The sequence below is a fragment of the Paraburkholderia sediminicola genome, from assembly GCF_046027825.1.
GTDB lineage: Bacteria > Pseudomonadota > Gammaproteobacteria > Burkholderiales > Burkholderiaceae > Paraburkholderia > Paraburkholderia sediminicola_D.
In genome coordinates this window covers 40,517-65,158 of sequence record NZ_JAQQDU010000031.1, presented here as the reverse complement: position 1 = coordinate 65,158, position 24,642 = coordinate 40,517, and the positions used below count along the sequence as shown (strand labels likewise).

Here is a 24,642-nt window from a genome sequence, read left to right as displayed (position 1 = left end):
CGCTTATCCGGCGCGCGCCGCCTTGCCGATGACTTCACGTACCCCCACGCCGATCCCTTGCCTGCTCGGCCCCACCGCATCCGGTAAAACCGCCGCCGCGCTGGCGCTGGCCGCTCGGCGGCCGGTGGAAATCATCAGTGTCGATTCGGCGCTGGTCTATCGCGAGATGGATATCGGCACCGCCAAGCCGACGCCGGAAGAACGCGCGGTGGCCCCACATCATCTGATCGATATCGTCGATCCGGCGGACGCGTATTCGGCCGCGGAATTTCGCAGCGACGCGTTGCGCCTGATCGGCGAGATCAGTGCGCGCGGGCGCCTGCCGTTATTGGTCGGTGGGACCATGCTGTACTACAAGGCGCTCACTCAGGGCCTGAATGACCTGCCCGCCGCCGATGCCGACGTACGTGCGACGCTCGATGCCGACGCCGCACGTGACGGCTGGCCGGCGATGCATGCACGGCTTGCCGCGGTCGATCCCGTGACGGCCGCGCGTCTGGCGCCGAACGATTCGCAGCGGATTCAGCGGGCGCTCGAAGTTTTCACGCTGACTGGGCAAGCGATGTCCACTTTGCTGGCCGCGCCCGCTCGAACGGACGACGCCGCTTTGGCGTGGCGTTTCGTACCGCTTGCGCTGGAGCCTTCCGACCGGAGCGTGCTGCATGCGCGCATCGAAAAACGTTTCGATGCCATGCTGGCCGACGGCTTTATCGACGAAGTGGTGAAATTGCGCGCGCGCGGGGATTTGTCGCCCGAGATGCCGTCCATGCGCTGCGTGGGATATCGGCAGGCTTGGGAATATCTCGACGGGGCGGTCGACTATTCGACCATGCGGGATAAGGGGGTCTTTGCTACCCGGCAATTGTGCAAGCGGCAACTCACGTGGCTGCGCAGCATAACAGAGCGGGTTGTGGTTGATTGCTGCGATCCCAGCGCGACTGCGCAGGTCGTCAGCTTGATTGAAGAACTGATTTGAGGTTTTTGCCCGCGCGGCACTTTCTTTCTGCGCGCCGCGCAGGCAAACCAGCCTTGGGTCGGACTGGCTGCTTAGATCACTACCGTCTGGGCTTCACCGGCCGCGCTTTCGCGAATCACGCCAATCTTCCAAACCTGTTCGCCAGCCGCCGACAAAGACGCGATCGCAGCGTCGGCATCAGCAGCAGAAACCACCACCGCCATCCCGATCCCGCAGTTAAACACGCGGTGCATTTCCGCATCCGCCACGCCGCCGTGCTTCTGCAGCCACGAGAACAGCGGCGGCATCGGCCAGCTACGGTGATCCAGCTCAGCCGTCAAGCCTTCACGCAGAACGCGCGGAATATTCTCGACCAGCCCGCCGCCGGTGATGTGCGCCATGCCCTTCACTGCTATCTGCTGCATCAAGGCCAGCAAAGGCTTCACATAGATGTGCGTAGGCGCCATCAGCGCGTCGGCCAGCGTTCGGCCGTCAAAATCCGCGTTCAAATCCGGCTGCGCGCGCTCGATGATCTTGCGCACCAGCGAAAAACCGTTCGAATGGATACCGCTGGAAGCCAAGCCCAGCACCACATCGCCCGGGGCGATCGTGCTGCCGTCGATAATCTTGCTCTTTTCCACCGCGCCGACCGCAAAACCGGCCAGATCGTATTCACCGTCCGGATACATGCCCGGCATTTCAGCCGTCTCGCCGCCGATCAGCGCGCAGCCGGACAGTTCGCAGCCATGCGCGATACCCTTCACAACCGTTGCCGCCGTACCGACGTCCAGCTTGCCGCAAGCGAAATAATCGAGGAAAAACAGCGGCTCAGCGCCCTGAACCAGAATGTCGTTGACGCTCATCGCCACCAGATCCTGGCCGACGGTGTCGTGTTTGTTCAGTTGAAACGCGAGGCGCAGCTTGGTGCCGACACCGTCCGTGCCCGACACCAGCACCGGTTCCTTATACTTCTTCGGCACTTCAAACAGCGCGCCAAACCCGCCGATGCCGCCCAGCACGCCGTCGCGCATCGTCTTTTTGGCAAAGGGCTTGATCGCGTCAACTAGGGCGTCGCCCGCGTCGATGTCCACGCCGGCGTCGCGATACGACAACCCTTGGGCCGAATCAGTTGAATGCTGGTCGGATTTCGGTTGATTCATGGGGAAGTGCTCGAAGGTCGGTAAAATGCGATTTTACCCGATGCCGACCAGAGTTGGCGCTTCAGCGCTTACTCTGGTCCCATACAGAGTTGCCGGCCGTCTGGCTGGAATTTGAATCATCCTGTCGCGACGACACCAGGGAAACAACTTTTGCAACAGAACCCCTCGATCCTGACGCCTGTGCAACGCCGTGCCTTCATCTGGCTGGCGATCGCATTGGTTGTCGGCATTCTGCTCTGGCTACTGAGTCCCGTCCTCACGCCGTTCCTGCTAGGCGCCATTCTCGCGTACATTCTGCAACCGGGCGTTGCGTGGATGGTGCGCCGCCGGGTGCCGCGCGGACTCGCCGCCTTGCTGATGATGCTGCTGTTTTCGTTGCTGATGACGATGCTCGTGCTGCTGGTGCTGGCCGTCATCCAGAAAGAAGGTCCGCAGTTGAAGCAACAGGTGCCCGTGCTGTTTGCGCACGTGAGCGCCTGGCTGCAACCCAAGCTGGCCATGCTGGGCCTCGCCGACTCGCTCGATTTCGCCAGCATTCGCGACCTCGTGATGGGGCAGCTCGAAGGCAGCGCGCAGCAGGTCGCGTTGTATGCATGGACCTCGATCCGCACCAGCGGCAACGTGATGATGACGGTGGTCGGCAACCTCGTGATGGTGCCGCTCGTGCTGTTTTATCTGCTGTACGACTGGAACCGCATGCTCGCTCGCATGCAGATCACGGTGCCGCGCCGCTGGCTCGAAAAGACGCTGCAACTCGCGCGCGACATGGATCAGATGCTGTCGCAATACCTGCGCGGCCAGTTACTCGTGATGGGGGTGCTCGCGGTCTATTACGCGATTGCGCTGACCATCGCCGGCTTCGAGATCGCGCTGCCGGTGGGTATTTTCACGGGCCTTGCCGTGTTCATCCCGTACATCGGTTTTGCAACCGGACTCGCCCTGGCGCTGCTCGCGGCGCTGCTACAGTTCGGCGACTGGTACGGCTTCGGCGCGGTCGCATTGATTTATGGCGTCGGCCAGATCGTGGAGAGTTTTTATCTCACGCCTCGCCTGGTCGGCGAACGGATCGGCCTGCACCCGCTCGCGGTCATCTTCGCGTTGCTCGCGTTCGGTCAACTGTTCGGCTTTTTCGGCGTGTTGCTGGCGCTGCCGGTCAGCGCCATTCTGTCGGTAGCGATGCGCGAGTTGCGTCAAAGCTATCTGGCGAGCACGCTTTACAACAACTGAGTCATTGACTGCTCATTGACTGTTCCTTGACGTTTCAGGGCCCGAAGTTCGGGCCATTTGCGGCCTAAGCCTCATTTTCGGCATTAACCTACTGTGCTTCGTCAACTGACGCTCGATCTCGGCACCCCGCCGCCATCGACATTCGACAATTTCTTCGCCGGCGCCAACGCAGAGCTGGTCACACGGTTGCGCGAGATCGACAACGCGCTCGCTGCCGGGCCGGTGGCCGATCGCACCTTCTACGTCTGGGGTGAAGCGGGCAGTGGCCGCACGCACCTGCTGCAGGCGCTGGTCCACGAAGCGCCCCCGGGTCATGCACGCTTTGCCGGCCCGCAGAGCAGCCTTGCCGCCTTCACGTTCGACCCGCGCGTCGCCCTGTATGCGATCGACGATTGCGACGGCCTGTCCGCAGCGCAGCAGATTGCCGTGTTCAACCTGTTCAACGAAGTGCGCGCGCATCCGACCAGCGCGCTCGTCGCGGCGGGCAATGCGCCGCCGATCGGCATGACGGTGCGCGAAGATTTGCGCACGCGCCTCGGCTGGGGCCTCGTGTTTCACCTTGCGCCGCTGCCGGACGAAGGCAAGGCCGCCGTGCTGAAACACGCTGCCCGCGAGCGCGGCCTCATGCTCGCCGACGACGTCCCCGCCTACCTGCTCACGCATTTCCGTCGCGACATGCCCAGCCTGATGGCGTTGCTCGACGCGCTCGATCGCTTCTCGCTCGAGCAGAAACGCGCGGTCACGCTGCCGCTTCTACGCACCATGCTGGCCTCGCCCGACGCCGATGACCGGCGGACGGCACCCGCCTCGTCCGCTTCATCCGCGTCCCCCGCCGCCGCTTCAAGTAAAATAGGCCCCCATGGCTAACCTCGCACTCTTCGACCTCGACCACACCCTCATCCCCACCGACAGCGACCACGAATGGGGCCGCTTCATGGTGAAGCAAGGCATGGTCGACGCCGATAATTTCGCTCGTGAAAACGACCGCTTTTTCGCCGACTACAAGGCCGGCAAGCTGGACATTCACGCTTATCTGATCGCCATGCTCACGCCGCTCGCGAAATACACGCGCGCCCAGCTTGCCGACCTTCACGCGCAGTACATGCATGAAGTGATCAAGCCGGCGATCTTTCCGGTCGCGCTGGAGTTGGTCAGGGAGCACCGCGAAGCCGGCGATCTCTGCTGCGTGGTCACCGCAACCAACGAATTCATCACCCGCCCGATCGCTCAGGCGTTCGGTGTGGATGCGCTGATCGCCTGCGAAGCGGAAACCGTCGACGGCCAGCCGCACTCGCCGTACACCGGCCGTCCCACCGGCACGCCGAGCTACAAAGAAGGCAAGATCGTCCGTACCGAGGCATGGCTGGCATCGCTTGGCAAGACCTGGAGCGACTTCGAGCACAGCTATTTCTATAGCGACTCGCACAACGACATCCCGCTGCTCGACAAGGTCACCGATCCGATCGCGACCAATCCCGACGACACATTGCGCGCCCATGCGCAGGCCAAAGGCTGGCGCATCCTCGAACTCTTCCAACCCTCGTGATCAAAAAACTTATCCGCAAGCTATTCGGCCAGGATTCGGCGCCCGCTGACGACACCCCGCCCGCCGAAGCAGACGAAACCGGCGAGGCACCGGCACGCAACGCGTCCAGCGCCAGCAAAGCGCGCCGTAAGCCGGTGCGCCCCGCCGCCCCAGCCGTGCGGGACCCCGACGTGCCGGTCATCATTCCGCACGACGTGCACGGCATCGATCAGTCGCTGATCTCGAGGAACGCGATTCGCGTCACCGAAGGTCTGCAGGAGGCCGGGCATCGCGCGTTTATCGTCGGCGGTGCGGTGCGCGATCTGCTGCTCGGCATCAAGCCGAAAGACTTCGACGTCGCGACCGACGCCACGCCCGAACAGGTGCAGAAGCTGTTCCGCCGCGCGCGCATTATCGGCCGCCGGTTCCAGATCGTGCACGTGCAGTTCGGCCAGGAAATCATCGAAACCTCGACGTTCCGCGCGCTGGTCGATCCGCCCGCGGCCGACGCAGCGCCCCCGCGCCGCCTCAAGCGCGACGAGCTCGACCGCCGCACGCATGCGGTGGACGCGAGCGGCCGCGTGCTGCGGGACAACGTCTGGGGCGAGCAGCATGAAGACGCCACGCGCCGCGACTTCACGATCAACGCGATGTACTACGATCCGGCCACGCAAACCGTGCTGGACTATCACAACGGCATGGCCGACATGCGCGCGCGTCTGTTGCGCATGATCGGCGACCCGGCGACCCGCTATCGCGAGGATCCGGTGCGCATGCTGCGCGTGGTGCGCTTTGCCGCCAAGCTCGAGTTCGAGATCGAAGACACGACCCGCGCGCCGATCGCCAACATGGCCGATCTTATCAACAACGTGCCGGCCGCGCGTCTGTTCGACGAGATGCTCAAGCTGATGCTGTCGGGACACGCGCTCGCCTGCTTGAAACGTCTGCGCCAGGAAGGCCTGCATCACGGCCTGCTCCCGTTGCTCGACGTGGTGCTGGAGCAGCCGATCGGCGAGAAATTCATCACGCTCGCGCTGACCAACACGGACAGCCGCGTGCGTGCCGGCAAGCCGGTTTCGCCGGGCTTCCTGTTCGCTACGCTGCTGTGGCACGACGTCCAGACGCGCTGGCAGCAATTTGAAGCGAACGGTGAGTATCCGGTACCGGCCCTGCATCGCGCGATGGACGAAGTCCTCGACATGCAAACCGAGAAGCTCGCAATCCACAAACGCTTTTCGTCGGATATGCGCGAGATCTGGGGCCTGCAGCTGCGCCTCGAGAAACGCTCGGGAAGAAGCGCGCTGAAGCTGCTGGAACACCAAAGATTTAGAGCGGGGTATGATTTCCTCCTGTTACGCTGCGAATCGGGCGAACTCGAAGAGTCGGTCGGTGCGTGGTGGACGGAGTTCATCGAAGGAGACGTCGCTGCGCGTGAGACATTACTCACGCAAGGCGGGAAGGACCGAAGCCCCAGAAAACGACGGAGGCGCAGCAGTGGCGCCAGAACCCGCAAACCGGGCGACGGAATGGAGGGCGGTTCGCCAGAACGCACAGCCAACGACGCGGGCCATGACGGCCCGCACGAAGACTGACACAGCGTTGGCGGTTACCGTCGAACGATAGTTGCAGGAAGTTATGCCATGACGGTTGCCTATCTCGGCCTCGGCGCGAATCTCGGGGACGCGCGCCAGACCCTGAAAGACGCGGTGGTGTGCCTGGCACAACAGCACACCATCTCCGTGCTCGCCAAGTCGAGCCTGTATCGCACTGCCCCCATCGACGCGGGCGGTGACGACTATTTCAACTGCGTCGTGAAGGTCGAAACGACGCTCCCCGTGCGGCATCTGCTTGCGCTGTGCCACAAGATCGAACATCAGTTCGGCCGCGAGCGGCCGTTTCGCAACGCACCGCGCACGCTCGATCTGGACATTCTGCTCTACGGCGATCAATCGATCGACGAAGCCGATCTGATCGTGCCGCATCCGCGTTTGATCGAACGCGCCTTTGCACTCGTGCCGCTCGTCGAGATCGACGCAGCGCTGATCATCCCGCAACACGGCCGTGCCGAGGCGTTGCTTGACGGCGTGAGCGACCAACGGATCGAAAAGGTGAAGGGGGCTTGCCAATGCCCAATGCTTAATGCATTGAACGCCGGCGCCCCTGCCGCAGACAAGGGCCGTTGCGAATGAGTTCGCCACCGCTCACAGTCACCGCACCGCAATTGCGGCCGCCCTTCGGCTATCTCGCGATCGAAGGGCCAATCGGCGTCGGCAAGACTTCGCTCGCACGGCGGCTCGCACAGCGCTGGTCGATGCAGGAACTGTTCGAGCGGCCGCAGGACAATCCCTTTCTCGAACGCTTTTATCGCGACACCGCGCGTTATGCGCTGCCGACGCAATTGCACTTCGCTTTGCAGCGCGCGCAGCAGGTCCAGGAAGTGGTGGCCGCGAATGTGGCGGGCATACCGCTGATCACCGATTTCATGACGCAGAAGAACGACATCTTCGCGCGTCTGACGCTGCAGGAAGACGAGTGGCAGCTTTATCGCGAACTCGCTGCACGACTCGACGTAAGCGGACCTGCGCCGGATTTCGTGGTCTATCTGCAAGCCAGTCCTGAGGTGCTGTTCGCGCGGATCCAGAAGCGCGCCGTGCCCATGGAGTTGCAGATTTCCGATGCCTATCTGCACGCGCTCTGCGACGCCTACAACGAGTTTTTCTATCACTACGACCGCACGCCCGTGCTGACGGTCAACGCCGAACATCTCAATCCGCTCGACTCGGACGCGGACCTTGCGCTACTCGCCGAACGCATCGAAACCATGCGCGGCCGCAAGGAATTCTTTGTCAAAGGCACGTCGCTTTAAGCGGCGCGCCTCCTCTTTTTTCAACGGATCTTCCCCATGACCTATTTGCAGGAAGCGAGCCGGAACGCCATCACCGTGCCGAAACTGCAGGCGATGCGCGACGCCGGCGAAAGGATCGCCATGCTGACCTGTTACGACGCGAGCTTCGCCGCGCTGCTGGATCGCGCGGGCGTCGACGTGCTGTTGATCGGCGACTCGCTCGGCAACGTGCTGCAAGGCCAGACGACCACGCTGCCGGTGACGCTCAGTGAGATCGCGTATCACACGGCAAGCGTGGCGCGGGCGCGGCCCTCAGCGCTGGTGGTCGCCGACCTGCCGTTCGGCACGTACGGCACGCCGGAGGACGCCTTCAGGAGCTCGGTGGAACTCATGCGTGCAGGCGCGCAAATGGTGAAGCTCGAGGGTGGTGAGTGGCTCGCGGACACGGTGCGGTTTCTGGTCGAACGGGCGGTTCCGGTGTGCGCGCACGTCGGTCTGACGCCGCAATCGGTGCATGCGTTTGGCGGCTTCAAGGTGCAGGGCAAGACCGAGGCAGGCGCGAGCCAGTTGTTGCGCGACTCGCTCGCCGTGCAGAATGCGGGTGCTCAACTGATCGTCATGGAAGCGATCCCAACGCTACTCGCGAGTGAAGCCACGAAGCAATTGCGGATTCCGACGATCGGCATCGGTGCAGGCGTGGACTGCTCGGGTCAGGTGCTGGTGCTGCACGACATGCTGGGCATTTTCCCCGGCAAGCGGCCGCGCTTCGTGAAGGATTTCATGCAGGGGCAGCCGAACATCCAGGCTGCCGTGGAAGCGTATGTGCGTGCCGTGAAGGACGGCTCGTTCCCGGGGCCGGAGCACACGTTCTGAACGCGCATGTCTGATAGCGGGCCACACCCGCGGTTGTGTCTGGTTGTGCCTATTTGGGACCAGTCTGATATCGCTTGAGAACCTGGTCGTCTATCTTCGTCTACCTTGTTAACGCGGCTTTGCCGCTTGCCGAAGAGAGATGACCATGAGCCCCTTTTGCCTGATCGACGTAGCGGGAATCCGCGACAATGGCACCACACCGCGTAAAGCGCGGAGATCCACATGGCACGCACGCCTGTCCCGATGGGTCGCCCGTCTACTCCTCGTTCGCCACCGTTGAGCGGCTGCGGCCGCACGCGGCGCCCAAAACTGGCAGCGCGGCTGCCTTAGCCTTATAGACCCTACCTTAGCCCAGCACGTGTGCCTGTACCGCGCCTCGTAGTGCGTTGCACACCAGAAGCGCTTCGGCATTCTGCACATCGACCCGCGTCAGCACGCGTTCAGCCGCTTGAAGGCTCGTATCCTCCAGCAGCACACCCCGCATGATCCCGGGCAGCACGCCCGACTTTAATGGCGGCGTCCACCACCGCCCGGCCACTTTCACAAACACATTCGATCGGCCGCCTTCGGTCAATTCGCCCCGCTCGTTGAAAAACAGCGTGTCGAAAGCACCCTTCGCTTCCGCTTCGCGCCAGCCGCGATCGTATTCGGCGCGATACGTGGTTTTGTGGCGCAGCAGCGGATCATCGGCGTTCGTCGCGGAGAACGCGTGGTCCGGCCCGAGCAGCACGCCGACCGTCGAGTCAGCCAGCGGCATGAGTACTGCCGCAGTGATGTGTACGGTGCCGTTTTTACTCAGCGCGAGCCGCACACGGTGCGGGGTTTGCGCTGGCAACGCCGCACATTTCCCTGCGATTTGCGCGCGAACTTCGTTTTCGTCGTCGAGTTTGAAACCGAGCGTCGCGGCACTCGCCGAGAGGCGCGCGAGATGGCGCGGCAGGTGCCGCACACCCTCCTCCCGCGTCGCATACATCGTTTCGAACAGCTCGAAACCCGGTTCGGCGCCGGTCAGGAAGCTGGCCTTCAATTGGCACTCCGCATATTCATCGGCGGCAACGCTGTCGAGCACGATGCCCGCGCCAACGCCCATCCTGCCTTGTAGCTCACCCGGCTGCGTGGTCGGACTTAAGGTCAAAGTGCGAATCGCGACGGACAGGCAGAAGTCGCCGCAGGCGATGTTGCTTGCAGTGACCGAGGGCGTGGCGCCTAAAGATGCAGCAGCGACAGTGGTGACGCCAGCGGCGTCAACAGCAGTGTTGCCACTGGAAGTGGCGGCGACTTCAGCAGCAGGCGCAGGCGCATCGAGCCAACCGATCGCGCCAGTGTAGAGCCCACGCGGCGCGCTTTCGAGCTCGTCAATCAATTGCATCGTGCGGTGCTTCGGCGCACCGGTGATCGAGCCGCATGGAAACAGCGCGCGCATGATCCCGGCGAACGACGTGCCAGCGCGCAATGTCGAATGCACCGTTGACGTCATCTGCCAGACCGACGCATACGGTTCGACCGAAAACAGCGCCGGCACATTGACCGAACCCGTCTGCGCCACGCGCGACAGATCGTTGCGCAACAGGTCGACGATCATCACGTTCTCAGCGCGATTTTTCGGATCGTTTGCGAGGAACTCGGCGGCATGACGATCGACCACGGGGTCGGCTGAGCGCGGCGCAGTACCTTTCATCGGCCGGGCGCGCAACATGGCGCCCTCCTTCTCGATGAACAACTCCGGCGAGCACGACAGCACCCATGCGTCGCCCGGCAAGGCGATAAGCGCGCCGTAGGGCACCGGCTGACGTGCCCGCAGGCGCCGATATAGCGCTGTCGGCGAGCCGAATACATCGAAACCGAGTCGATACGTGTAGTTCACCTGATAAGTATCGCCCGCGCGCAGGGCGGCATGGATTGCGTCAATCGCTGCGTTGAATTGCTTCGGATCGACACTCGCGCGCACGTTCGCCGTGCCCGCCACCGACGCCTCGGCCGCGCCGCCGTCGCGTTCCACGAGCCACGTATCGACGTCGTCACGCGACAGTTTCTCGCAACGTTCAAACAATAAAAAACGCAGCGTGGCATCGCCACGCTGCGTTTCTTTCAATGCCCGGTGAGTTCGGCCGCCGTCGAGAAGACATCGGCCAAACTCGTAGTCGGCGAGCACGACGGCATGCAACCCACGCCGTGTATCCGCAGCCACGGTCTCGCACACCGTTTCAAGTTGCGCGGCGTCCGCGCAAACCCGTTCCTGCACAAAACCCGTGTACAGACGACTCGAACGGCGCGCCGCCGTCGCGTCGCAATCGTCGAGCAACGCGAAAACTGCGTCGCGCTCATCTGCCGTCATGCTTGCCGCCAAATCAAACTGCTATTAATCGAAGAAGCTCTTCACCCGATCGAACCAGCTCTTGCTTTGCGGGCTATGCCTCGCGCCGCCTTCCACGAGTGCCTTCTCGAATTGCTGAAGCAACTCGCGCTGCGGCTCGGTGAGCTTGACCGGCGTTTCGACTTGCACATGCACGTACAGATCGCCGGCAATGCTCGAACGCAGCCCCTTGATACCCTTGCCACGCAGACGGAACGTCTTGCCCGACTGCGTGCCTTCCGGCACCGTGAAGCTCGCGCGGCCCGCCAGGGTCGGCACTTCGATTTCGCCGCCAAGCGCCGCCGTGGTGAACGGAATCGGCATCTGGCAGTGCAGGTCGTCGCCGTCGCGCTCGAACACCGAGTGTTGCTTGATGTGAATCTCGACGTACAGATCGCCCGACGGACCGCCGTTGATACCCGGCTCACCGTTGCCGGCCGAGCGGATGCGCATGCCGTCGTCGATACCTGCCGGGATCTTCACTTCCAGCGTCTTGGTTTCCTTCACCTTGCCCGCGCCGTGGCAGTGGCCACACGGTTCAGGGATATAGGTGCCCGTGCCGTGGCACTTCGGGCAGGTCTGCTGGATACTGAAGAAGCCCTGCGACATCCGCACCGAACCCGAACCGCTACAGGTCGGGCAGGTTTCCGGCTTGGTGCCGGGCTTCGCGCCCGAACCGTGACAGATTTCGCACGACACCCAGCTCGGCACGCGAATCTGCGTGTCGTAGCCGTGTGCGGCCTGTTCCAGCGTGATTTCCATGCTGTAGCGCAGATCGGCGCCGCGATACACCTGCGGGCCGGCACGGCCTTGGCCGCCGCGTGCGGCACCGCCCGCTGCCTGGCCGAAAATGTCGCCAAAAATATCGCCGAACGCATCGGCAAACCCGCCGAAACCTTGCGCGCCGGCTCCACCCATGTTCGGATCGACGCCCGCGTGGCCGTACTGGTCGTACGCAGCACGCTTTTGCGAGTCCGACAGCATTTCATAGGCTTCCTTCACCTCTTTGAAATGCCCTTCCGCATCCTTGTTGCCCGGATTGCGGTCAGGGTGGTGCTTCATCGCAAGCTTGCGATAAGCCTTCTTGATTTCGTCGTCGCTCGCGTTCTTTGCGACGCCCAGAACCTCGTAGTAATCCCGTTTCGCCATATCGGTTCAACGCCACTCGCGCAATGGGGCGCGGTGGCTCCTCTTGAATGCTGGAGTCTTGCGACTCGTCCGGCCGCTGTTCAAACCGTTTTCTACGCGGCTCAGACAACGCCCTCCATAAAACAAATGTGCCCGGAGAGCCCCAAAAGGCTCACCAGGCGCGATAACCGCTTTGCAGGTTCATGCACCCGGACGGGAGCAAACCGTTTTGCAGCCAGGCCGCACACAGTGCTGTGTGCGGCTTTACGGTCGAATTGCGACCCGGCTTTAGTCTTTCTTCACTTCCTTGAACTCAGCGTCGACCACGTCGTCCTGCTGCTGGCTCGCGCCAGCCGCCGACGCGCCCGCACCTGCCGCGCCCGCTGCCGCAGCTTCGGCACCTTGCGCAGCCTGCATGTCGGCGTACATCTTCTCGCCCATCTTCTGCGAGGCGGTCGCCACCACTTCGATCTTGGCTTCGATCGCGGCCTTGTCGCTCGAATTGCTCTTCAGCGTTTCTTCGAGGTCCTTCAGCGCGGTTTCGATCGCTTCCTTCTCGCCGGCGTCCAGCTTGTCGCCGTACTCGGTGAGCGCCTTCTTCGTGCTGTGGACCAGCGCGTCGCCCTGGTTGCGGGCATCGGCCAGCTCGCGCAGCTTGTGATCTTCTTCCGCGTTCGCTTCGGCGTCCTTCACCATCTTTTCGATTTCGGCTTCGGACAGACCCGAGTTCGCCTTGATCGTGATGCGGTTTTCCTTGCCGGTCGCCTTGTCTTTCGCGCCGACGTGCAGAATGCCGTTCGCGTCGATGTCAAAGCTCACTTCGATCTGCGGCGTGCCGCGCGGTGCCGGCGGAATGCCTTCGAGGTTGAACTCGCCCAGCAGTTTGTTGCCCGCTGCCATTTCGCGTTCGCCCTGGAACACCTTGATCGTCACGGCGCCCTGATTGTCGTCAGCCGTCGAGTAGACCTGTGCGTGCTTGGTCGGGATCGTGGTGTTCTTGTTGATCATCTTCGTCATCACGCCGCCGAGCGTTTCGATGCCGAGCGACAGCGGGGTCACGTCGAGCAGCAGAACGTCCGTGCGGTCGCCCGACAGAACCTGGCCTTGAATCGCGGCACCAACAGCCACGGCTTCGTCCGGGTTCACGTCACGGCGCGGATCCTTGCCGAAGAATTCCTTAACCTTTTCCTGCACCTTCGGCATGCGGGTCATACCGCCGACCAGAATCACGTCGTCGATTTCGCCGACCTTCACGCCTGCGTCCTTGATCGCCGTGCGGCACGGTTCGATCGTGCGGTCGATCAGCTCTTCAACCAGCGCTTCCAGCTTGGCGCGCGTAATTTTCAGGTTCAAGTGCTTCGGACCCGACGCGTCGGCCGTGATGTACGGCAGGTTGATTTCGGTTTGCTGGCTCGACGACAGTTCGATCTTCGCCTTTTCAGCCGATTCCTTCAGGCGTTGCAGCGCGAGCACGTCTTTCGACAGGTCGACGCCCTGTTCCTTCTTGAACTCGCCGATGATGTAATCGATGATGCGCTGGTCGAAGTCTTCACCGCCGAGGAACGTGTCGCCGTTCGTGGACAGCACTTCGAACTGCATTTCACCGTCAACGTCTGCGATCTCGATGATCGACACGTCGAACGTACCGCCGCCCAGGTCATACACCGCGATCTTGCGGTCGCCCTTTTCGGCCTTGTCCAGACCGAATGCCAAAGCGGCTGCGGTCGGTTCGTTGATGATCCGTTTCACTTCCAGACCGGCGATGCGGCCTGCATCTTTGGTCGCCTGACGCTGGCTGTCGTTGAAGTACGCGGGAACCGTAATCACAGCTTCCGTGACCGGCTCGCCGAGGTAGTCTTCAGCGGTCTTCTTCATCTTGCGCAGCACTTCAGCCGAGATTTGCGGCGGTGCCAGCTTCTGATCGCGCACATCGACCCATGCGTCGCCGTTGTCGGCCTTCATGATCTTGTACGGCATCAGACCGATGTCTTTTTGCACTTCCTTTTCTTCGAAACGGCGGCCGATCAGGCGCTTGACAGCGTACAGCGTGTTGCGCGGGTTCGTGACCGACTGACGCTTAGCCGGTGCGCCGACGAGAATTTCGCCGTCTTCCATGTAAGCGATGATCGACGGCGTGGTGCGCGCACCTTCCGAGTTCTCGATCACTTTGACCGAATTGCCTTCCATGATCGCCACGCACGAATTGGTCGTGCCGAGGTCGATGCCGATGATTTTGCCCATTTTTACTAATCTCCTGACTTTGATCGCTGCGGGAATCGCCTTTTTTGCCCAGTTGGCGGTAAGGCGATCCGCTCTCAATTCCCACCTGCACTCAACATAAGTGCGTCCGCATCGTTTTCAAGACCTCTTTTACGATGCGGTCTTTAATTTTTTTCAATCGGCCGAACTTTTGCCGCTTTTTTCACCATTGACCGTGCTGCCGGCCGCATTGGCCACCCGGATCTTTTCCCGCGAGGCAGCGATCGCCGCCTCGAAATGCCCGAGGCCGTGCCGGCCGGTTGCCCGGCCGAGCCGCTTGCCGCGGTAAAAGAAGAACCAGGTGGGCACGCCGTGAAGCATGCAACGCCGGCCTGGTTCTCGATGCTCGTAGACGTTGCTGTGAAACCACCTGACGGCGAACGCGGCGGCATCGACGGGAAGGTTGGCCATGACGGTACCTGTCAGCCGGAACAGACGGCTGACGAACGGCTTTCGATGCGACCTTTTATGCTTACTTCGGCGCCGCGACGGTCACGAGGGCCGGACGCAGCACGCGGTCGGCGATCACGAAGCCTTTTTGCAGCACAGCAACAACGGTGTTCGGCTCCTGTTCGGCCGGCACCATCGAGATGGCCTGGTGGCGATGCGGATCGAACTTCTCGCCGACCGGGTTCAGCGCGACGACGCGGCCCTTCTCCAGCGCGCCGGAGAGCTGGCGCAGCGTGAGCTCGACACCTTCACGGACCTTTTGCAGGTCGTCGGACGAGTGGGCAACCGCTGCCTCGAGGCTGTCGACCACCGGCAGCAAATGCTCAGCAAAGCTTTCGATCGCAAACTTGTGGGCCTTGGCGACATCTTCCTGGGCGCGGCGGCGCACGTTCTCAGTCTCAGCCTTCGCCCGCAGGAAGCTCTCCTGCAGCTCGACAATTTTCGCCTCAGCTTCGGCCAAGGCGGCGTCCGCGCCGGCTGCCGGCGCTTCAGGCGCCGCGTTTGCAGCCACGTCCTGCTGGGATGCCGCGGCCTCCGCGGCCTGGCGCGCGGTTTCGTCGGCGGGCGTGGGATTCTGGCTCGTCGGGTTTTCTTGCGTGTTTTCCATGTCGCTGAAAGTCGTTAAAAAAGTTAAAGCTAACGGTGGCGGCAACGCGTCAAAGCTAGCACAGTTTGTGCGTTGCAAAATTGCGACAGACAACTTGGTGCATTAACGCGTATCGAAACGGCAGATGGGGCCGGAAAGGTCCATTTCAAGCGCCTCTCCCGGAACTTTTCGCACCACGGACGTGCGGCAGAAATGCCCGGTTACAACCATTATTGCGTCGCAATCAGATGGAGATTGAGTGCTCTAGCCAACTGGCCTATGCTCCAATAAAGCATCGGAAAAGACACGTTAACCCTAATCTGACGTGCGCCTTACCGATTTCTTGCAATTACACCTTATTTGCCTGTTTCCGTTCTGAATCTTCCCAAGGGGAGTACCGTGAAACTGACCTTTGCAATATCGGTGGTCGCATTGGTACTGATCGCGGGCACCACGACCATCTGCATGTCCGGGGCCGTCAACGATCACACCACCGAGTACGGCGGTGTGCACGCGGCGATGGAACAATTGTTCAATCCCCACCTGAAAGTTTGTCGATAGTGCGCCGGTCGCGCTTGGTCGGCCTGCCGTGTAAAGCGGCGGCTGGCTCGCGGTACGTCTTGCGCCGCTCCTGCTCGACCTGCCGCTTCGCCTTGCTCTCTTCGGTTTCCGTATAAAGCGTCTGCGCGACGCTGGCTGGGCCACGCACGTCGCACACGCCCAGCACTTCCACCTGCCACACAATCCGTTCGATCTCGATCTCGACCAGGTCGCCGACCCGCACATCTTTGGCCGGCTTGATGCTGGCGCCGCCGATGCGCACATGCCCTTTGTCGACGGCGTCCGCCGCCAGCGAGCGGGTCTTGAAGAAGCGCGCCGCCCAAAGCCATTTGTCGATGCGCAGCTTCGCGCCCGGTTCGGTTGAAATCCTGTAATTCATGAGCCTGCTCAAGCCCCGGTCGTGTGCGGCACCGGCACCGCTTGCACGGGCCAGCCCTGAAGATTCTGCGCGACGATTTCGCCAAGCGCGGCGATCCACGGCTGCGAAGCGTTCAAGCAGGGAATCCGATGAAACTCCTTGCCGCCCGCGTGCAGGAACTCGTCGCGCACTTCCATGCCGATTTCTTCAATCGTTTCAAGGCAATCGGCGGTAAAGCCCGGACAGAATACGTCGGCACGCCGCACGCCCGCCGAGCCCAATTCCTTCAGCGTGGGGGCGGTGTACGGCTGCAGCCATTCGGCCTTGCCGAAGCGCGACTGAAACGTGATGCGGCATTCCACCTGCGTCAATCCCAGCGCCTGCGTCAACAGCGCGCCGGTCTGCTGGCATTGCTCGTGATATGGATCGCCGAGATTCATCGTGCGCCTAGGCACGCCGTGAAAGCTGAGCACCAGCTTGTCGCCCGCCGCGAAGTCCGGCCGGCCGTGCTGATGCCAGTAATGATGCACCTGCGCAGCGAGCGCGGCGATATATGCCGGATGATCAGCGTACTGGCGCACCGTGCGGACTTCCGGCTGATTGCGCATGCGCTTGAGGGCCGAAAAGGCGTCGTCGAAAGCCGTGGCCGTGGTCGACGAAGAGTATTGCGGATACATGGGCATCAGCAGCACGCGCTCGGCGCCCGCCAGCTTGAGCTGGTTCAGCATGGCCGGAATGCCTGGCGTGCCGTAACGCATGGCGTAATCGACCAGCACCGTGTAGTCGTTCAATTGCAGCAAGTGGCGCAATCCTTCTACCTGCTTTTCCGTGAAGACACGCAGCGGCGAGCCTTCCGGCATCCACACGGCCGCGTACTTCTTCGCTGACGCACGGCTGCGGACCGGCAAAATCAACACCCGCAGGATCACCTGCCAGAGCAGCGCCGGAATTTCGACCACGCGGGGATCGGACAGGAACTGCGCAAGATAGCGACGGACCGCACGCGGCGTCGGCGCGTCGGGCGTGCCGAGATTGATCAGCAACACGGCGACACGGTGTGACGTGGCGTTCTGTGATGGCCGCTCGAGGTCAAAGCGCATAGGCAGCAGAGATAACCGCTTTAGGCGGGGAATCGGTTCAGGTGGGATTCATTATAGCGGCGCGGTCCATGGCAAGGTCCGCCAGGGCCCCCTGGCCATTCGGCCAATTGGCAAGCCGCGCGCCGTCCCGCATCATGTGCTGCATGCGGTGCCGCAGTTCGCAGATGCCAGGAGTTACTGCTGGCTGAGCGTGATGGAAAGCAGCCGCGCGGTGATATCGACAATCGGAATCACGCGGTTGTAGGCCATGCGGGTCGGCCCGATCACGCCGAGCGTGCCGACGATCTTGCCGTTCACCTCATAAGGCGCGGTCACCACGCTCATTTCCTCGATCGGCACGAGATTCGACTCGCCGCCGATGAAAATCTGCACACCCGCGGCGTGACTCGACACGTCGAGCAACTGAAGGAGACTGGTCTTTTGGTCAAACACATCGAACAGCTTGCGCAAACGCGCCATATCCGACGAAAGGTCGGCGACTTCGAGCAGGTTGCGCTCGCCGGAAATCAACACGGTCTCGCCGGTGTCGGTTTCATCCGTGCTGGCGGTGACCGCGGCGTGCATCAGCGTGGTCATGTCGCCGCGCAGCTCGTCGATTTCTTCGCGCAGGCGCCGGCGCACGTCGTCGAACGAGAGGCCCGCGAAGTGCGCGTTGATGTAATTGGAGGCTTCCACCAGTTGCGACGGCGAAAAGTCACGCTGGGTCGCCATGATGCGGTTCTGCACGTCGCCCTCGGGCGTCACGATGATCAGCAGGATGCGCTTGTCCGACAGGCGCATGAACTCGATCTGCTTGAACACGTGGCTGCGCCGCGGCGTGAGCACCACGCCGGCGAACTGCGACAGATTGGACAGCACGCTGGCCGCCGCAGCGACGATTTTCTGCGGTTCGCCCGCCTGCAGCGTAGTCTTGACGGCACGCATCACTGCTTCTTCGTCTGCCGCGGATTCCACCGTCAGCATGGTATCGACGAACAGCCGGTAGCCACGCGGCGTCGGGATGCGGCCCGCTGAAGTATGCGGACTGATCACGAGCCCCAGGTCCTCGAGATCGGACATCACGTTGCGGATCGTCGCCGGACTCAGTTCGAGGCCGGAATAGCGTGACAACGTGCGCGAGCCGACCGGCTGACCTTCGGCGATATAGCGCTCGATCAGCGTTTTGAGGAGGGTTTGTGCGCGGGGATCTAGCATGACGGAAAATTTTAGCTCAATGAGGCGTCTACAGCGAGCGCTAACGGCGCCAATCCCTGACTATCGCACCGGCGGTTGGCAAGGTGGCGCCTGGTTTTCTATGCGACGCCATGACTGGCGCCGTATTCAGCGTCATTGCCAGCGCGCCGTCCAGGCTCGCGCCCTGCGCCTCGCCTGCCACCATTGCTGCGAGTCCGCTGGCGGCACGCCGCCGGACAACAACCGGCGCGCGTGTCATCAAGGCTTCACCATTCTAACGATAATCGCCCCATGTGCTGGCAGCCCGCTTGCGCAGGCCCGCTACCGGGTCTGTCTGCGGTTCTTTTCAGCCCCTACCTATGGTGTAATGCCGGCATGCAAGTGACCAGCCAGTTCAAGACCGTCGCGCTCGTCGGGCGCAACAATACGCCGGGCATCGGCGAGCCGCTGACCGCGCTCGCCTCGTGCATCGCCAGACGCGGCTTCGAGGTCGTGTTCGAAGCCGACACCGCTGCCGAAATCGGTGTCACCGACTATCCGGCGCTGCGTCCCGCCGAGATCGGCGCGCGTGCCGACGTTGCCGTGGTGCTGGGCGGCGACGGCACGATGCTAGGCATTGGCCGCCAGCTCGCGCCCTACCGCACACCGCTGATCGGCATCAACCACGGGCGGCTTGGCTTCATTACCGACATTCCGATCTCCGACATGCGCGAGATCGTGCCGCAAATGCTTGCCGGCAACTTCGAGCGGGAAGAACGCATGCTGCTCGAAGCGCGCATCATGCGCGGCGGCACGCCGATCTATCACGCGCTGGCCTTCAACGACGTGGTGGTCAACCGTAGCGGTTTCTCGGGGATGGCGGAGCTGCATGTCTCGGTGGACGGGCGCTTCATGTACAACCAGCGCTCGGACGGCCTGATTGTCGCCACCCCCACGGGTTCGACCGCCTACGCGCTGTCCTCGCAGGGACCGATCCTGCATCCGCAACTTCAAGGCATCGTGCTGGTGCCGATCGCGCCGCATGCGCTGTCGAACCGGCCCATCGTGCTGCCGGACGACTCGAAGGTGAGCATCCAGATCGTCTCGGGCCGCGAAGTGAACGTCAATTTCGACATGCAGTCGTTCACTTCGCTGGAATTGGGCGACACGATCGAAGTGCGCCGCTCTCGTCATACGGTGCCGATGCTGCACCCGGTCGGCTACAGCCACTTCGCCACGCTGCGCAAGAAGCTGCACTGGAACGAATACCCGTCACACGAAGAAGATACCAAGCCCTGAGCGGCCGGAACGCCGGGCCTCCGGAACACCGGCCCCGGACCGCGAACGCCGCCGCTGCCGAACCCTGACTATCAAGCTCATCAGACGACCTCCATGCTTCGCCACCTCTCGATACGCGACTTCGTCATCGTCGCCGCGCTCGATCTCGAATTCGACAGCGGCTTTACCGTTTTCTCAGGCGAAACAGGCGCCGGCAAGTCGATCCTGATCGACGCGCTGGCCCTCGCGCTCGGCGCCCGCGCCGATGCGAACGTGGTGCGCACCGGCGAAAGCCGTGCCGACATCACCGCGGAGTTCGAGGCGCATGCGCAAGTCGAGCAATGGCTCGACGACCAGGCGCTCAGCACGACAGCCGACGACGGCCATCACGGCAGCACCGTCATGCTCCGTCGCGTGGTGGATGCGAACGGCCGCTCGCGGGCGTTCATCAACGGCACGGCGGCGACGCTCACGCAGTTGCGCGAAGTCGGCGAGATGCTGGTGGATATCCACGGGCAGCATGCGCACCAGTTGCTGATGCGCCCGGACGCGCAACGCGAACTGTTCGACACCCATGCCGGCCTCACGGAAACCGCGGCAACCGTCTCCCGTGCATGGCGGTCGTGGCGCGAAAAGATCCAGGCCGTCGAGCATGCGCAAACGCGCGACCGCGAGCTGCAACTGGAGCGCGAGCGCCTCGCCTGGCAGCTCACCGAGCTGGACAAACTTTCGCCTCAACCGGGCGAATGGGAAGAGGTCAACACCGAGCACCGGCGCCTGTCGCATTCAGCCAATCTGATCGACGGCGTTCAGGGAGCGCTCGGCGCGCTGTCCGAGTCGGACGAGGCGATGATCACGCATCTCGCCTCGATCGTGTCGAAGGTGCGCGATCTGGCTGAGATCGACCCGGCGCTGAACGACGTGCTGGCGGCGCTGGAGCCGGCCGAGATCCAGTTGCAGGAAGCGGCCTATTCGCTCAGTCACTATGCGCAAAAGCTCGAACTCGATCCTGACCGGCTCGCCCAGGTCGAAAAGCGTCTCGACGCGCTGCACTCGGCCGCGCGCAAATTCCGCCTGCAGCCGGAGACGCTGCCGGAAGAACACGAAGCGCGTCGCGCGCAACTTGCCGCGCTCGACGCCGCAGCCGATCTCAACAGCCTGCACGCGGCCGCCGCTCAAGCTAAAGAAGCCTTCCTCACCGAAGCGAAAAAACTCTCGAAGGCGCGCGCCAAGGCCGGCAAGGCGTTGGGCGCTGCCGTGACCACCGGCATGCAGGAACTGTCGATGAAAGGCGGCAGCTTCGAAGTGGCGCTGGTGCCGCTACCAGAAGGCGGCGCGCATGGGCTCGAACAGGTCGAATTCCGCGTTGCCGGCCATGCCGGCGTGCCGCTGCGGCCGCTCGCGAAGGTCGCATCAGGCGGCGAACTGGCGCGGATCAGTCTCGCGTTGGCTGTCATTGCGAGCGCCGCGAGCCCGACACCCACCCTGATTTTCGACGAAGTGGATACGGGGATCGGCGGTGGCGTCGCTGAAGTGGTTGGACGCCTGCTGCATCAACTGGGACAGGCGCGTCAGGTGCTGTGCGTCACGCACTTGCCGCAGGTCGCCGCCCGCGGCGACCATCATTTCCAGGTCGCGAAGGCAGGCAACGGCAAGGGCGGCACGGTCAGCAGCGTGACCTCGCTGGACCGCGTAAGCCGCGTCGAAGAAGTTGCGCGGATGCTCGGCGGACTGGAGATCACTGCGACGACGCGCAAGCATGCGAAGGAAATGCTGGCGGCGTAGGAACTCGGGCTGGAAATCATCGCGACCATCGGCGAACGCGAGGTGCGCAACGCACCTCGCACCCGGCACTATTTAGCCTTCCCCAAACACCCGCTCCCAAAGCCGCAGCACGACTTCACGCTGATTCACTACCAGCGCCGGATCGACCCGCGCCTTCTCCATCCCGTCCAGCCGCAGCTTGTGCTGCAACTTCCGGTAGATACGGTAAGCCGCGCCGACCGTCTCCGCTTCCGCCTCGCTCATCAAGCCAAAGCGCGACACTTCACGCAGCAGCGCGATGTTGCCGGTATTGCGGATCAGTTCAGGATCGCTCGCCGCATGCAGCAGCACCCAGTACTGCACGGTGAATTCGATATCGACCATGCCGCCGCGATCGTGCTTCAGGTCGAACAGCGCCGTATGGTTCGGATGCCCCGCCTCGACGCGCTCGCGCATCTCGACAATTTCCTTCGCGAGCGGCGCGGCTTCGCGCGGCGTGGTCAGCACCTGTTCGCGGATCTGCTCGAATTTCGCGCCGATTTCGGGGTCGCCCGCGCAGTAGCGCGCGCGGCTCAGTGCCTGATGCTCCCACACCCATGCGGTATTAGCGGCATCGCCTTCGCGCAGTTGATAACGGCGGAACGCGTCCAGATCGGTAACGAGCAGGCCCGACTCGCCGTTCGGCCGCAGCCGCAAGTCGACATCGAACAAGGTGCCCGCGCCGGTCGCCGTCGTCAGCCAGGTGATGAGGCGGCGGGTGTAGGTGGCATAGACGTCCGCGGCGGCATCGTCCGGATCGTCGTAAAGGAAGATCACGTCGAGGTCAGACGCGTAACCGAGTTCCTTGCCGCCCAGCTTGCCGTATGCGATCACCGCAAACTTCGGCACCTCGCGATGGCGCTTGGCCAGTTGCTTCCAGACCGCTTCGAGCGTGACGTCGAGCACGGCGTCGGCGAGCTCGGACAGGCGGTCGCTCACATGCTCGACACTCAGCCTGCCAGCCAGATCGATCAGCAGGATGCGGAACACCTCGGCCTGGTGCGCGTGGCGCAGCAGGTCCATCTGTTGCTCGACGCCATCCGCCGCGGCCAGACGCAAGCGCAGCGTGCGCTTGAATTCAGGCCAGTCGAACGGGCTGTCCATCGCCTCGTCGTCGAGCAGTTCATCGAGCAATTGCGGGTGGCGAATCAGATAGCCGGCGGCCCAACGCGAACCGCCCAGCACCGAGAGCACCCGATGCAGCGCTTGCGGATATTCGGTCAGCAGCGCGAGGTACGCGCCGCGCCGGCTCACGGCTTCGAGCAGGTCGAAGAAACGCGCCACCGTATCGCCGCGCCGTTCGGGCGGCTCCAACGTCCGCGCGGCTTCCAGCGCACGCTGCGCGACGATATCGAAGCGTTGGCGGCTCCGCTCGGCGAGCCCCGCATAACGCGATGACTGCCACACCGCGCGCAAGCGCGCCACCAGCTCGTCTGGCTCGGGCACGCCCAGTTCGATCAGGCGCGCGCGCAGTGCGTCGTCAGCACTGTCGTCGGCGAGGGCGCTACTCCAGACCCACGCCGCCGCACCGTCTTCCGGTGCGCCGCAACCATCGCGGCCACTCACCTTGTCGGCAAAAATCTGGTCGAACTGCTGCTCGACGAACTCGCGATGCACGTCGAGCTTGAGCATCAGCGCGGCATAGTCGTCGCAACCCATGGCGCGCGCAAGCGCCACCCGCTCCTCAGGATCAACCGGCATCGCGTGGGTTTGCGCGTCGTTGCGGTATTGCAGACGGTGCTCGAGTTCGCGCAGGAAGCGGTACGCCTGCGAAAGCTTCACGCAGACCGAGGTATCGATCAGCCCGTGCGTGGCCGCGTGCCGCAAGACGGCGAGCGTCGGCCGCACCCGGAAGCCGGCGTCCTGGCCGCCCCGGATCAGTTGAAAAACCTGAGCGCTGAATTCGATTTCGCGGATGCCACCGCGGCCGAGCTTGATGTCGTCGGCCTTGTCGGGCCGCATCGAGGCGCGCCGCTGCGCTTCCTGGCGAATCTGCAAATGCAGCGCGCGAATCGCACTGATCACGCCGAAGTCGAGATACCGCCGGTAGACGAACGGCGTGACGATCGCGTCCAACTGCTTCTGCAGCCGCTGTGCCGCCTCGCTCGCGCCTTCGGACACGAGCCGGCCCTTGATCCACGCATAGCGCTCCCACTCGCGGCCCTGCACGTAGAAATACTCTTCGAGCATGCCAAGGCTGCACACGAGCGGTCCCGAATCGCCGTTCGGCCGCAAGCGCATATCGACCCGGAACACGTACCCGTCGGCGGTCACCTCGGCCAATGCGCCGATCAGGCGCTTACCCAGACGCGTGAAAAAGTCCTGCGTCGCGATCGGCGAACGCTGGGCGCCTGCGGTCTCACCGTCCTCTTCATAGACGAAGATCAGGTCGATATCCGACGACACATTCAGCTCGCGGCCACCCAGCTTGCCCATTCCGACCACGCCGAGCGCGAGCCGCTCGCCCTGCGGTCCGCGCGGTTCGCCGTAGAGGATTTCGAGCTCGGCGGACACGACCGCGAGCGCACGCTGGATCGTCGTCTCCGCGAGATCGGTCATCGCGCCGGTGACTTCGGCGACATCCGCCTCCCCTGCGAGATCACGCTCCATCACGGCGCAAAATACCTCGGTGCGCAATTGGCGCAAGGCTCGTTTGAGTGCATCCTCGCTCAACGGGCCGCCGCCCGCGCCGGCAGCCTCGGCACACAACACGTCAAAACGCGCGTCGATCCGCTCGCGTGTGAGCGGCGCGGACGCGAGCGCCGCCACCTGCGCCACGATGTGCGGACGAGCCGCCGCGGCGCGCGCCGCGTAATGTGAATAGCTGGAACTCAGGAGTATGGCGTCAGTCATCAAGGGTCTGGCTCGCTCGTTGCTTGATCAGCGTTGTTCAGTTCGCTGCAGCACACGGGTCCCTGCGGGAATCCGGCAGCCTCGCGCAGGTCGCGAGACGGCATGGAGAAAGGGTTTGCCGGAAGTTCGCCGACGCTTTCCCGTGTGTTACATTTCGTCGTTAATTCGCAAAACTA

20 protein-coding genes and 1 pseudogene are annotated in these 24,642 nt (G+C 63.1%); 11 read left to right on the top strand and 10 right to left on the bottom strand.

Annotated elements, in window-relative coordinates; translation table 11 throughout:
* The first annotated feature begins 28 nt into the window (after nucleotides 1–28).
* Nucleotides 29–976: a tRNA (adenosine(37)-N6)-dimethylallyltransferase MiaA gene (gene miaA, locus PQQ96_RS18510; protein ID WP_408294674.1), complete on the top strand. Its 948-nt coding sequence runs from the start codon at nucleotides 29–31 to the stop codon at nucleotides 974–976.
* Nucleotides 977–1,047: 71 nt separating this feature from the next.
* On the opposite strand, the gene purM is transcribed toward miaA, so the two are convergent.
* Nucleotides 1,048–2,115, bottom strand: coding sequence for a phosphoribosylformylglycinamidine cyclo-ligase (gene purM, locus PQQ96_RS18505; protein WP_408294671.1), 1,068 nt, complete (start codon nucleotides 2,113–2,115; stop codon nucleotides 1,048–1,050).
* A 150-nt stretch (nucleotides 2,116–2,265) separates the two neighbouring features.
* Between purM and PQQ96_RS18500 the strand changes: the two genes are divergently transcribed.
* The 7 genes from PQQ96_RS18500 to panB all read left to right on the top strand — a co-directional run bounded on the left by PQQ96_RS18500 (nucleotide 2,266) and on the right by panB (nucleotide 8,585).
* Nucleotides 2,266–3,342, top strand: coding sequence for an AI-2E family transporter (locus PQQ96_RS18500; RefSeq protein ID WP_408294668.1), 1,077 nt, complete (start codon nucleotides 2,266–2,268; stop codon nucleotides 3,340–3,342).
* A gap of 93 nt (nucleotides 3,343–3,435) precedes the next feature.
* Nucleotides 3,436–4,209: a DnaA regulatory inactivator Hda gene (hda, locus tag PQQ96_RS18495; RefSeq protein WP_408294666.1), complete on the top strand. Its 774-nt coding sequence runs from the start codon at nucleotides 3,436–3,438 to the stop codon at nucleotides 4,207–4,209.
* On the top strand, nucleotides 4,202–4,888 hold the full coding sequence (locus PQQ96_RS18490) for a histidinol-phosphatase (RefSeq protein WP_408294663.1): 687 nt from the start codon (nucleotides 4,202–4,204) through the stop codon (nucleotides 4,886–4,888). The genes hda and PQQ96_RS18490 overlap by 8 nt, the downstream gene beginning before the upstream one ends.
* Nucleotides 4,885–6,459, top strand: coding sequence for a polynucleotide adenylyltransferase PcnB (gene pcnB / locus PQQ96_RS18485; RefSeq protein WP_408294660.1), 1,575 nt, complete (start codon nucleotides 4,885–4,887; stop codon nucleotides 6,457–6,459). Before PQQ96_RS18490 ends, pcnB begins: the two co-directional genes overlap by 4 nt.
* Nucleotides 6,460–6,507: 48 nt before the next feature.
* Nucleotides 6,508–7,056 (top strand): 2-amino-4-hydroxy-6-hydroxymethyldihydropteridine diphosphokinase, encoded by a 549-nt coding sequence (folK, locus tag PQQ96_RS18480; protein ID WP_408294657.1) that lies wholly within the window; start codon nucleotides 6,508–6,510, stop codon nucleotides 7,054–7,056.
* A complete protein-coding gene (locus PQQ96_RS18475) occupies nucleotides 7,053–7,733 on the top strand; it encodes a deoxynucleoside kinase (protein ID WP_408294654.1) in 681 nt (226 codons plus the stop codon). The genes folK and PQQ96_RS18475 overlap by 4 nt, the downstream gene beginning before the upstream one ends.
* Nucleotides 7,734–7,769: 36 nt before the next feature.
* Entirely contained in the window at nucleotides 7,770–8,585 is an 816-nt protein-coding gene (panB, locus tag PQQ96_RS18470; RefSeq protein ID WP_408294651.1) for a 3-methyl-2-oxobutanoate hydroxymethyltransferase, read from the top strand.
* Nucleotides 8,586–8,931: 346 nt separating this feature from the next.
* Here panB and PQQ96_RS18465 read toward each other — a convergent pair whose 3' ends face one another.
* From PQQ96_RS18465 to grpE, 5 genes and pseudogenes are all read right to left on the bottom strand, one after another.
* Entirely contained in the window at nucleotides 8,932–10,920 is a 1,989-nt protein-coding gene (locus tag PQQ96_RS18465) for a chorismate-binding protein (protein ID WP_408294648.1), read from the bottom strand.
* A 24-nt stretch (nucleotides 10,921–10,944) separates the two neighbouring features.
* Nucleotides 10,945–12,087, bottom strand: coding sequence for a molecular chaperone DnaJ (gene dnaJ / locus PQQ96_RS18460; protein ID WP_408294645.1), 1,143 nt, complete (start codon nucleotides 12,085–12,087; stop codon nucleotides 10,945–10,947).
* Nucleotides 12,088–12,354: 267 nt separating this feature from the next.
* Complete coding sequence (gene dnaK / locus PQQ96_RS18455; RefSeq protein ID WP_408294642.1) at nucleotides 12,355–14,307, bottom strand: molecular chaperone DnaK; 1,953 nt, start codon at nucleotides 14,305–14,307, stop codon at nucleotides 12,355–12,357.
* 153 nt (nucleotides 14,308–14,460) lie between these two features.
* Nucleotides 14,461–14,709 (bottom strand): annotated as a pseudogene (locus PQQ96_RS18450) (thioredoxin domain-containing protein); the annotation flags it as partial.
* A gap of 88 nt (nucleotides 14,710–14,797) precedes the next feature.
* Nucleotides 14,798–15,382, bottom strand: a complete 585-nt coding sequence (gene grpE, locus PQQ96_RS18445) for a nucleotide exchange factor GrpE (RefSeq protein WP_408294639.1) — start codon at nucleotides 15,380–15,382, stop codon at nucleotides 14,798–14,800.
* Nucleotides 15,383–15,760: 378 nt separating this feature from the next.
* Here grpE and PQQ96_RS18440 point away from each other — a divergent pair, with 378 nt between their 5' ends.
* Complete coding sequence (locus tag PQQ96_RS18440) at nucleotides 15,761–15,922, top strand: hypothetical protein (protein ID WP_172316196.1); 162 nt, start codon at nucleotides 15,761–15,763, stop codon at nucleotides 15,920–15,922.
* On the opposite strand, the gene PQQ96_RS18435 is transcribed toward PQQ96_RS18440, so the two are convergent.
* The 3 genes from PQQ96_RS18435 to hrcA form a co-directional block, all read right to left on the bottom strand.
* Complete coding sequence (locus PQQ96_RS18435) at nucleotides 15,894–16,301, bottom strand: RNA-binding S4 domain-containing protein (RefSeq protein ID WP_408294636.1); 408 nt, start codon at nucleotides 16,299–16,301, stop codon at nucleotides 15,894–15,896. The genes PQQ96_RS18440 and PQQ96_RS18435 overlap by 29 nt on opposite strands.
* An 8-nt stretch (nucleotides 16,302–16,309) precedes the next feature.
* On the bottom strand, nucleotides 16,310–17,380 hold the full coding sequence (gene hemH, locus PQQ96_RS18430; RefSeq protein WP_408294633.1) for a ferrochelatase: 1,071 nt from the start codon (nucleotides 17,378–17,380) through the stop codon (nucleotides 16,310–16,312).
* Nucleotides 17,381–17,554: 174 nt separating this feature from the next.
* Nucleotides 17,555–18,574 (bottom strand): heat-inducible transcriptional repressor HrcA, encoded by a 1,020-nt coding sequence (hrcA, locus tag PQQ96_RS18425; RefSeq protein ID WP_408294630.1) that lies wholly within the window; start codon nucleotides 18,572–18,574, stop codon nucleotides 17,555–17,557.
* Between the two features lie 354 nt (nucleotides 18,575–18,928).
* Between hrcA and PQQ96_RS18420 the strand changes: the two genes are divergently transcribed.
* Together PQQ96_RS18420 and recN are read left to right on the top strand one after the other, a co-directional pair.
* Nucleotides 18,929–19,831 (top strand): NAD kinase, encoded by a 903-nt coding sequence (locus tag PQQ96_RS18420; protein ID WP_408294628.1) that lies wholly within the window; start codon nucleotides 18,929–18,931, stop codon nucleotides 19,829–19,831.
* Between the two features lie 93 nt (nucleotides 19,832–19,924).
* The gene (gene recN, locus PQQ96_RS18415) at nucleotides 19,925–21,595 is read left to right on the top strand and encodes a DNA repair protein RecN (protein ID WP_408294625.1); all 1,671 of its coding nucleotides are present in this window, start codon (nucleotides 19,925–19,927) and stop codon (nucleotides 21,593–21,595) included.
* A gap of 72 nt (nucleotides 21,596–21,667) precedes the next feature.
* On the opposite strand, the gene glnE is transcribed toward recN, so the two are convergent.
* A complete protein-coding gene (gene glnE, locus PQQ96_RS18410; protein WP_408294622.1) occupies nucleotides 21,668–24,466 on the bottom strand; it encodes a bifunctional [glutamate--ammonia ligase]-adenylyl-L-tyrosine phosphorylase/[glutamate--ammonia-ligase] adenylyltransferase in 2,799 nt (932 codons plus the stop codon).
* Nucleotides 24,467–24,642 lie beyond the last annotated feature (176 nt).

Bases quoted from the DNA above. Each gene is read 5' to 3' on its own strand.
- miaA (WP_408294674.1), top strand. From the start codon at position 29: ATGACTTCACGTACCCCCACGCCGATCCCTTGCCTGCTCGGCCCCACC.
- purM (WP_408294671.1), bottom strand. From the start codon at position 2,115: ATGAATCAACCGAAATCCGACCAGCATTCAACTGATTCGGCCCAAGGG.
- PQQ96_RS18490 (WP_408294663.1), top strand. From the start codon at position 4,202: ATGGCTAACCTCGCACTCTTCGACCTCGACCACACCCTCATCCCCACC.
- folK (WP_408294657.1), top strand. From the start codon at position 6,508: ATGACGGTTGCCTATCTCGGCCTCGGCGCGAATCTCGGGGACGCGCGC.
- PQQ96_RS18475 (WP_408294654.1), top strand. From the start codon at position 7,053: ATGAGTTCGCCACCGCTCACAGTCACCGCACCGCAATTGCGGCCGCCC.
- panB (WP_408294651.1), top strand. From the start codon at position 7,770: ATGACCTATTTGCAGGAAGCGAGCCGGAACGCCATCACCGTGCCGAAA.
- PQQ96_RS18465 (WP_408294648.1), bottom strand. From the start codon at position 10,920: ATGACGGCAGATGAGCGCGACGCAGTTTTCGCGTTGCTCGACGATTGC.
- dnaJ (WP_408294645.1), bottom strand. From the start codon at position 12,087: ATGGCGAAACGGGATTACTACGAGGTTCTGGGCGTCGCAAAGAACGCG.
- dnaK (WP_408294642.1), bottom strand. From the start codon at position 14,307: ATGGGCAAAATCATCGGCATCGACCTCGGCACGACCAATTCGTGCGTG.
- grpE (WP_408294639.1), bottom strand. From the start codon at position 15,382: ATGGAAAACACGCAAGAAAACCCGACGAGCCAGAATCCCACGCCCGCC.
- PQQ96_RS18435 (WP_408294636.1), bottom strand. From the start codon at position 16,301: ATGAATTACAGGATTTCAACCGAACCGGGCGCGAAGCTGCGCATCGAC.
- hemH (WP_408294633.1), bottom strand. From the start codon at position 17,380: ATGCGCTTTGACCTCGAGCGGCCATCACAGAACGCCACGTCACACCGT.
- hrcA (WP_408294630.1), bottom strand. From the start codon at position 18,574: ATGCTAGATCCCCGCGCACAAACCCTCCTCAAAACGCTGATCGAGCGC.
- PQQ96_RS18420 (WP_408294628.1), top strand. From the start codon at position 18,929: ATGCAAGTGACCAGCCAGTTCAAGACCGTCGCGCTCGTCGGGCGCAAC.
- recN (WP_408294625.1), top strand. From the start codon at position 19,925: ATGCTTCGCCACCTCTCGATACGCGACTTCGTCATCGTCGCCGCGCTC.
- glnE (WP_408294622.1), bottom strand. From the start codon at position 24,466: ATGACTGACGCCATACTCCTGAGTTCCAGCTATTCACATTACGCGGCG.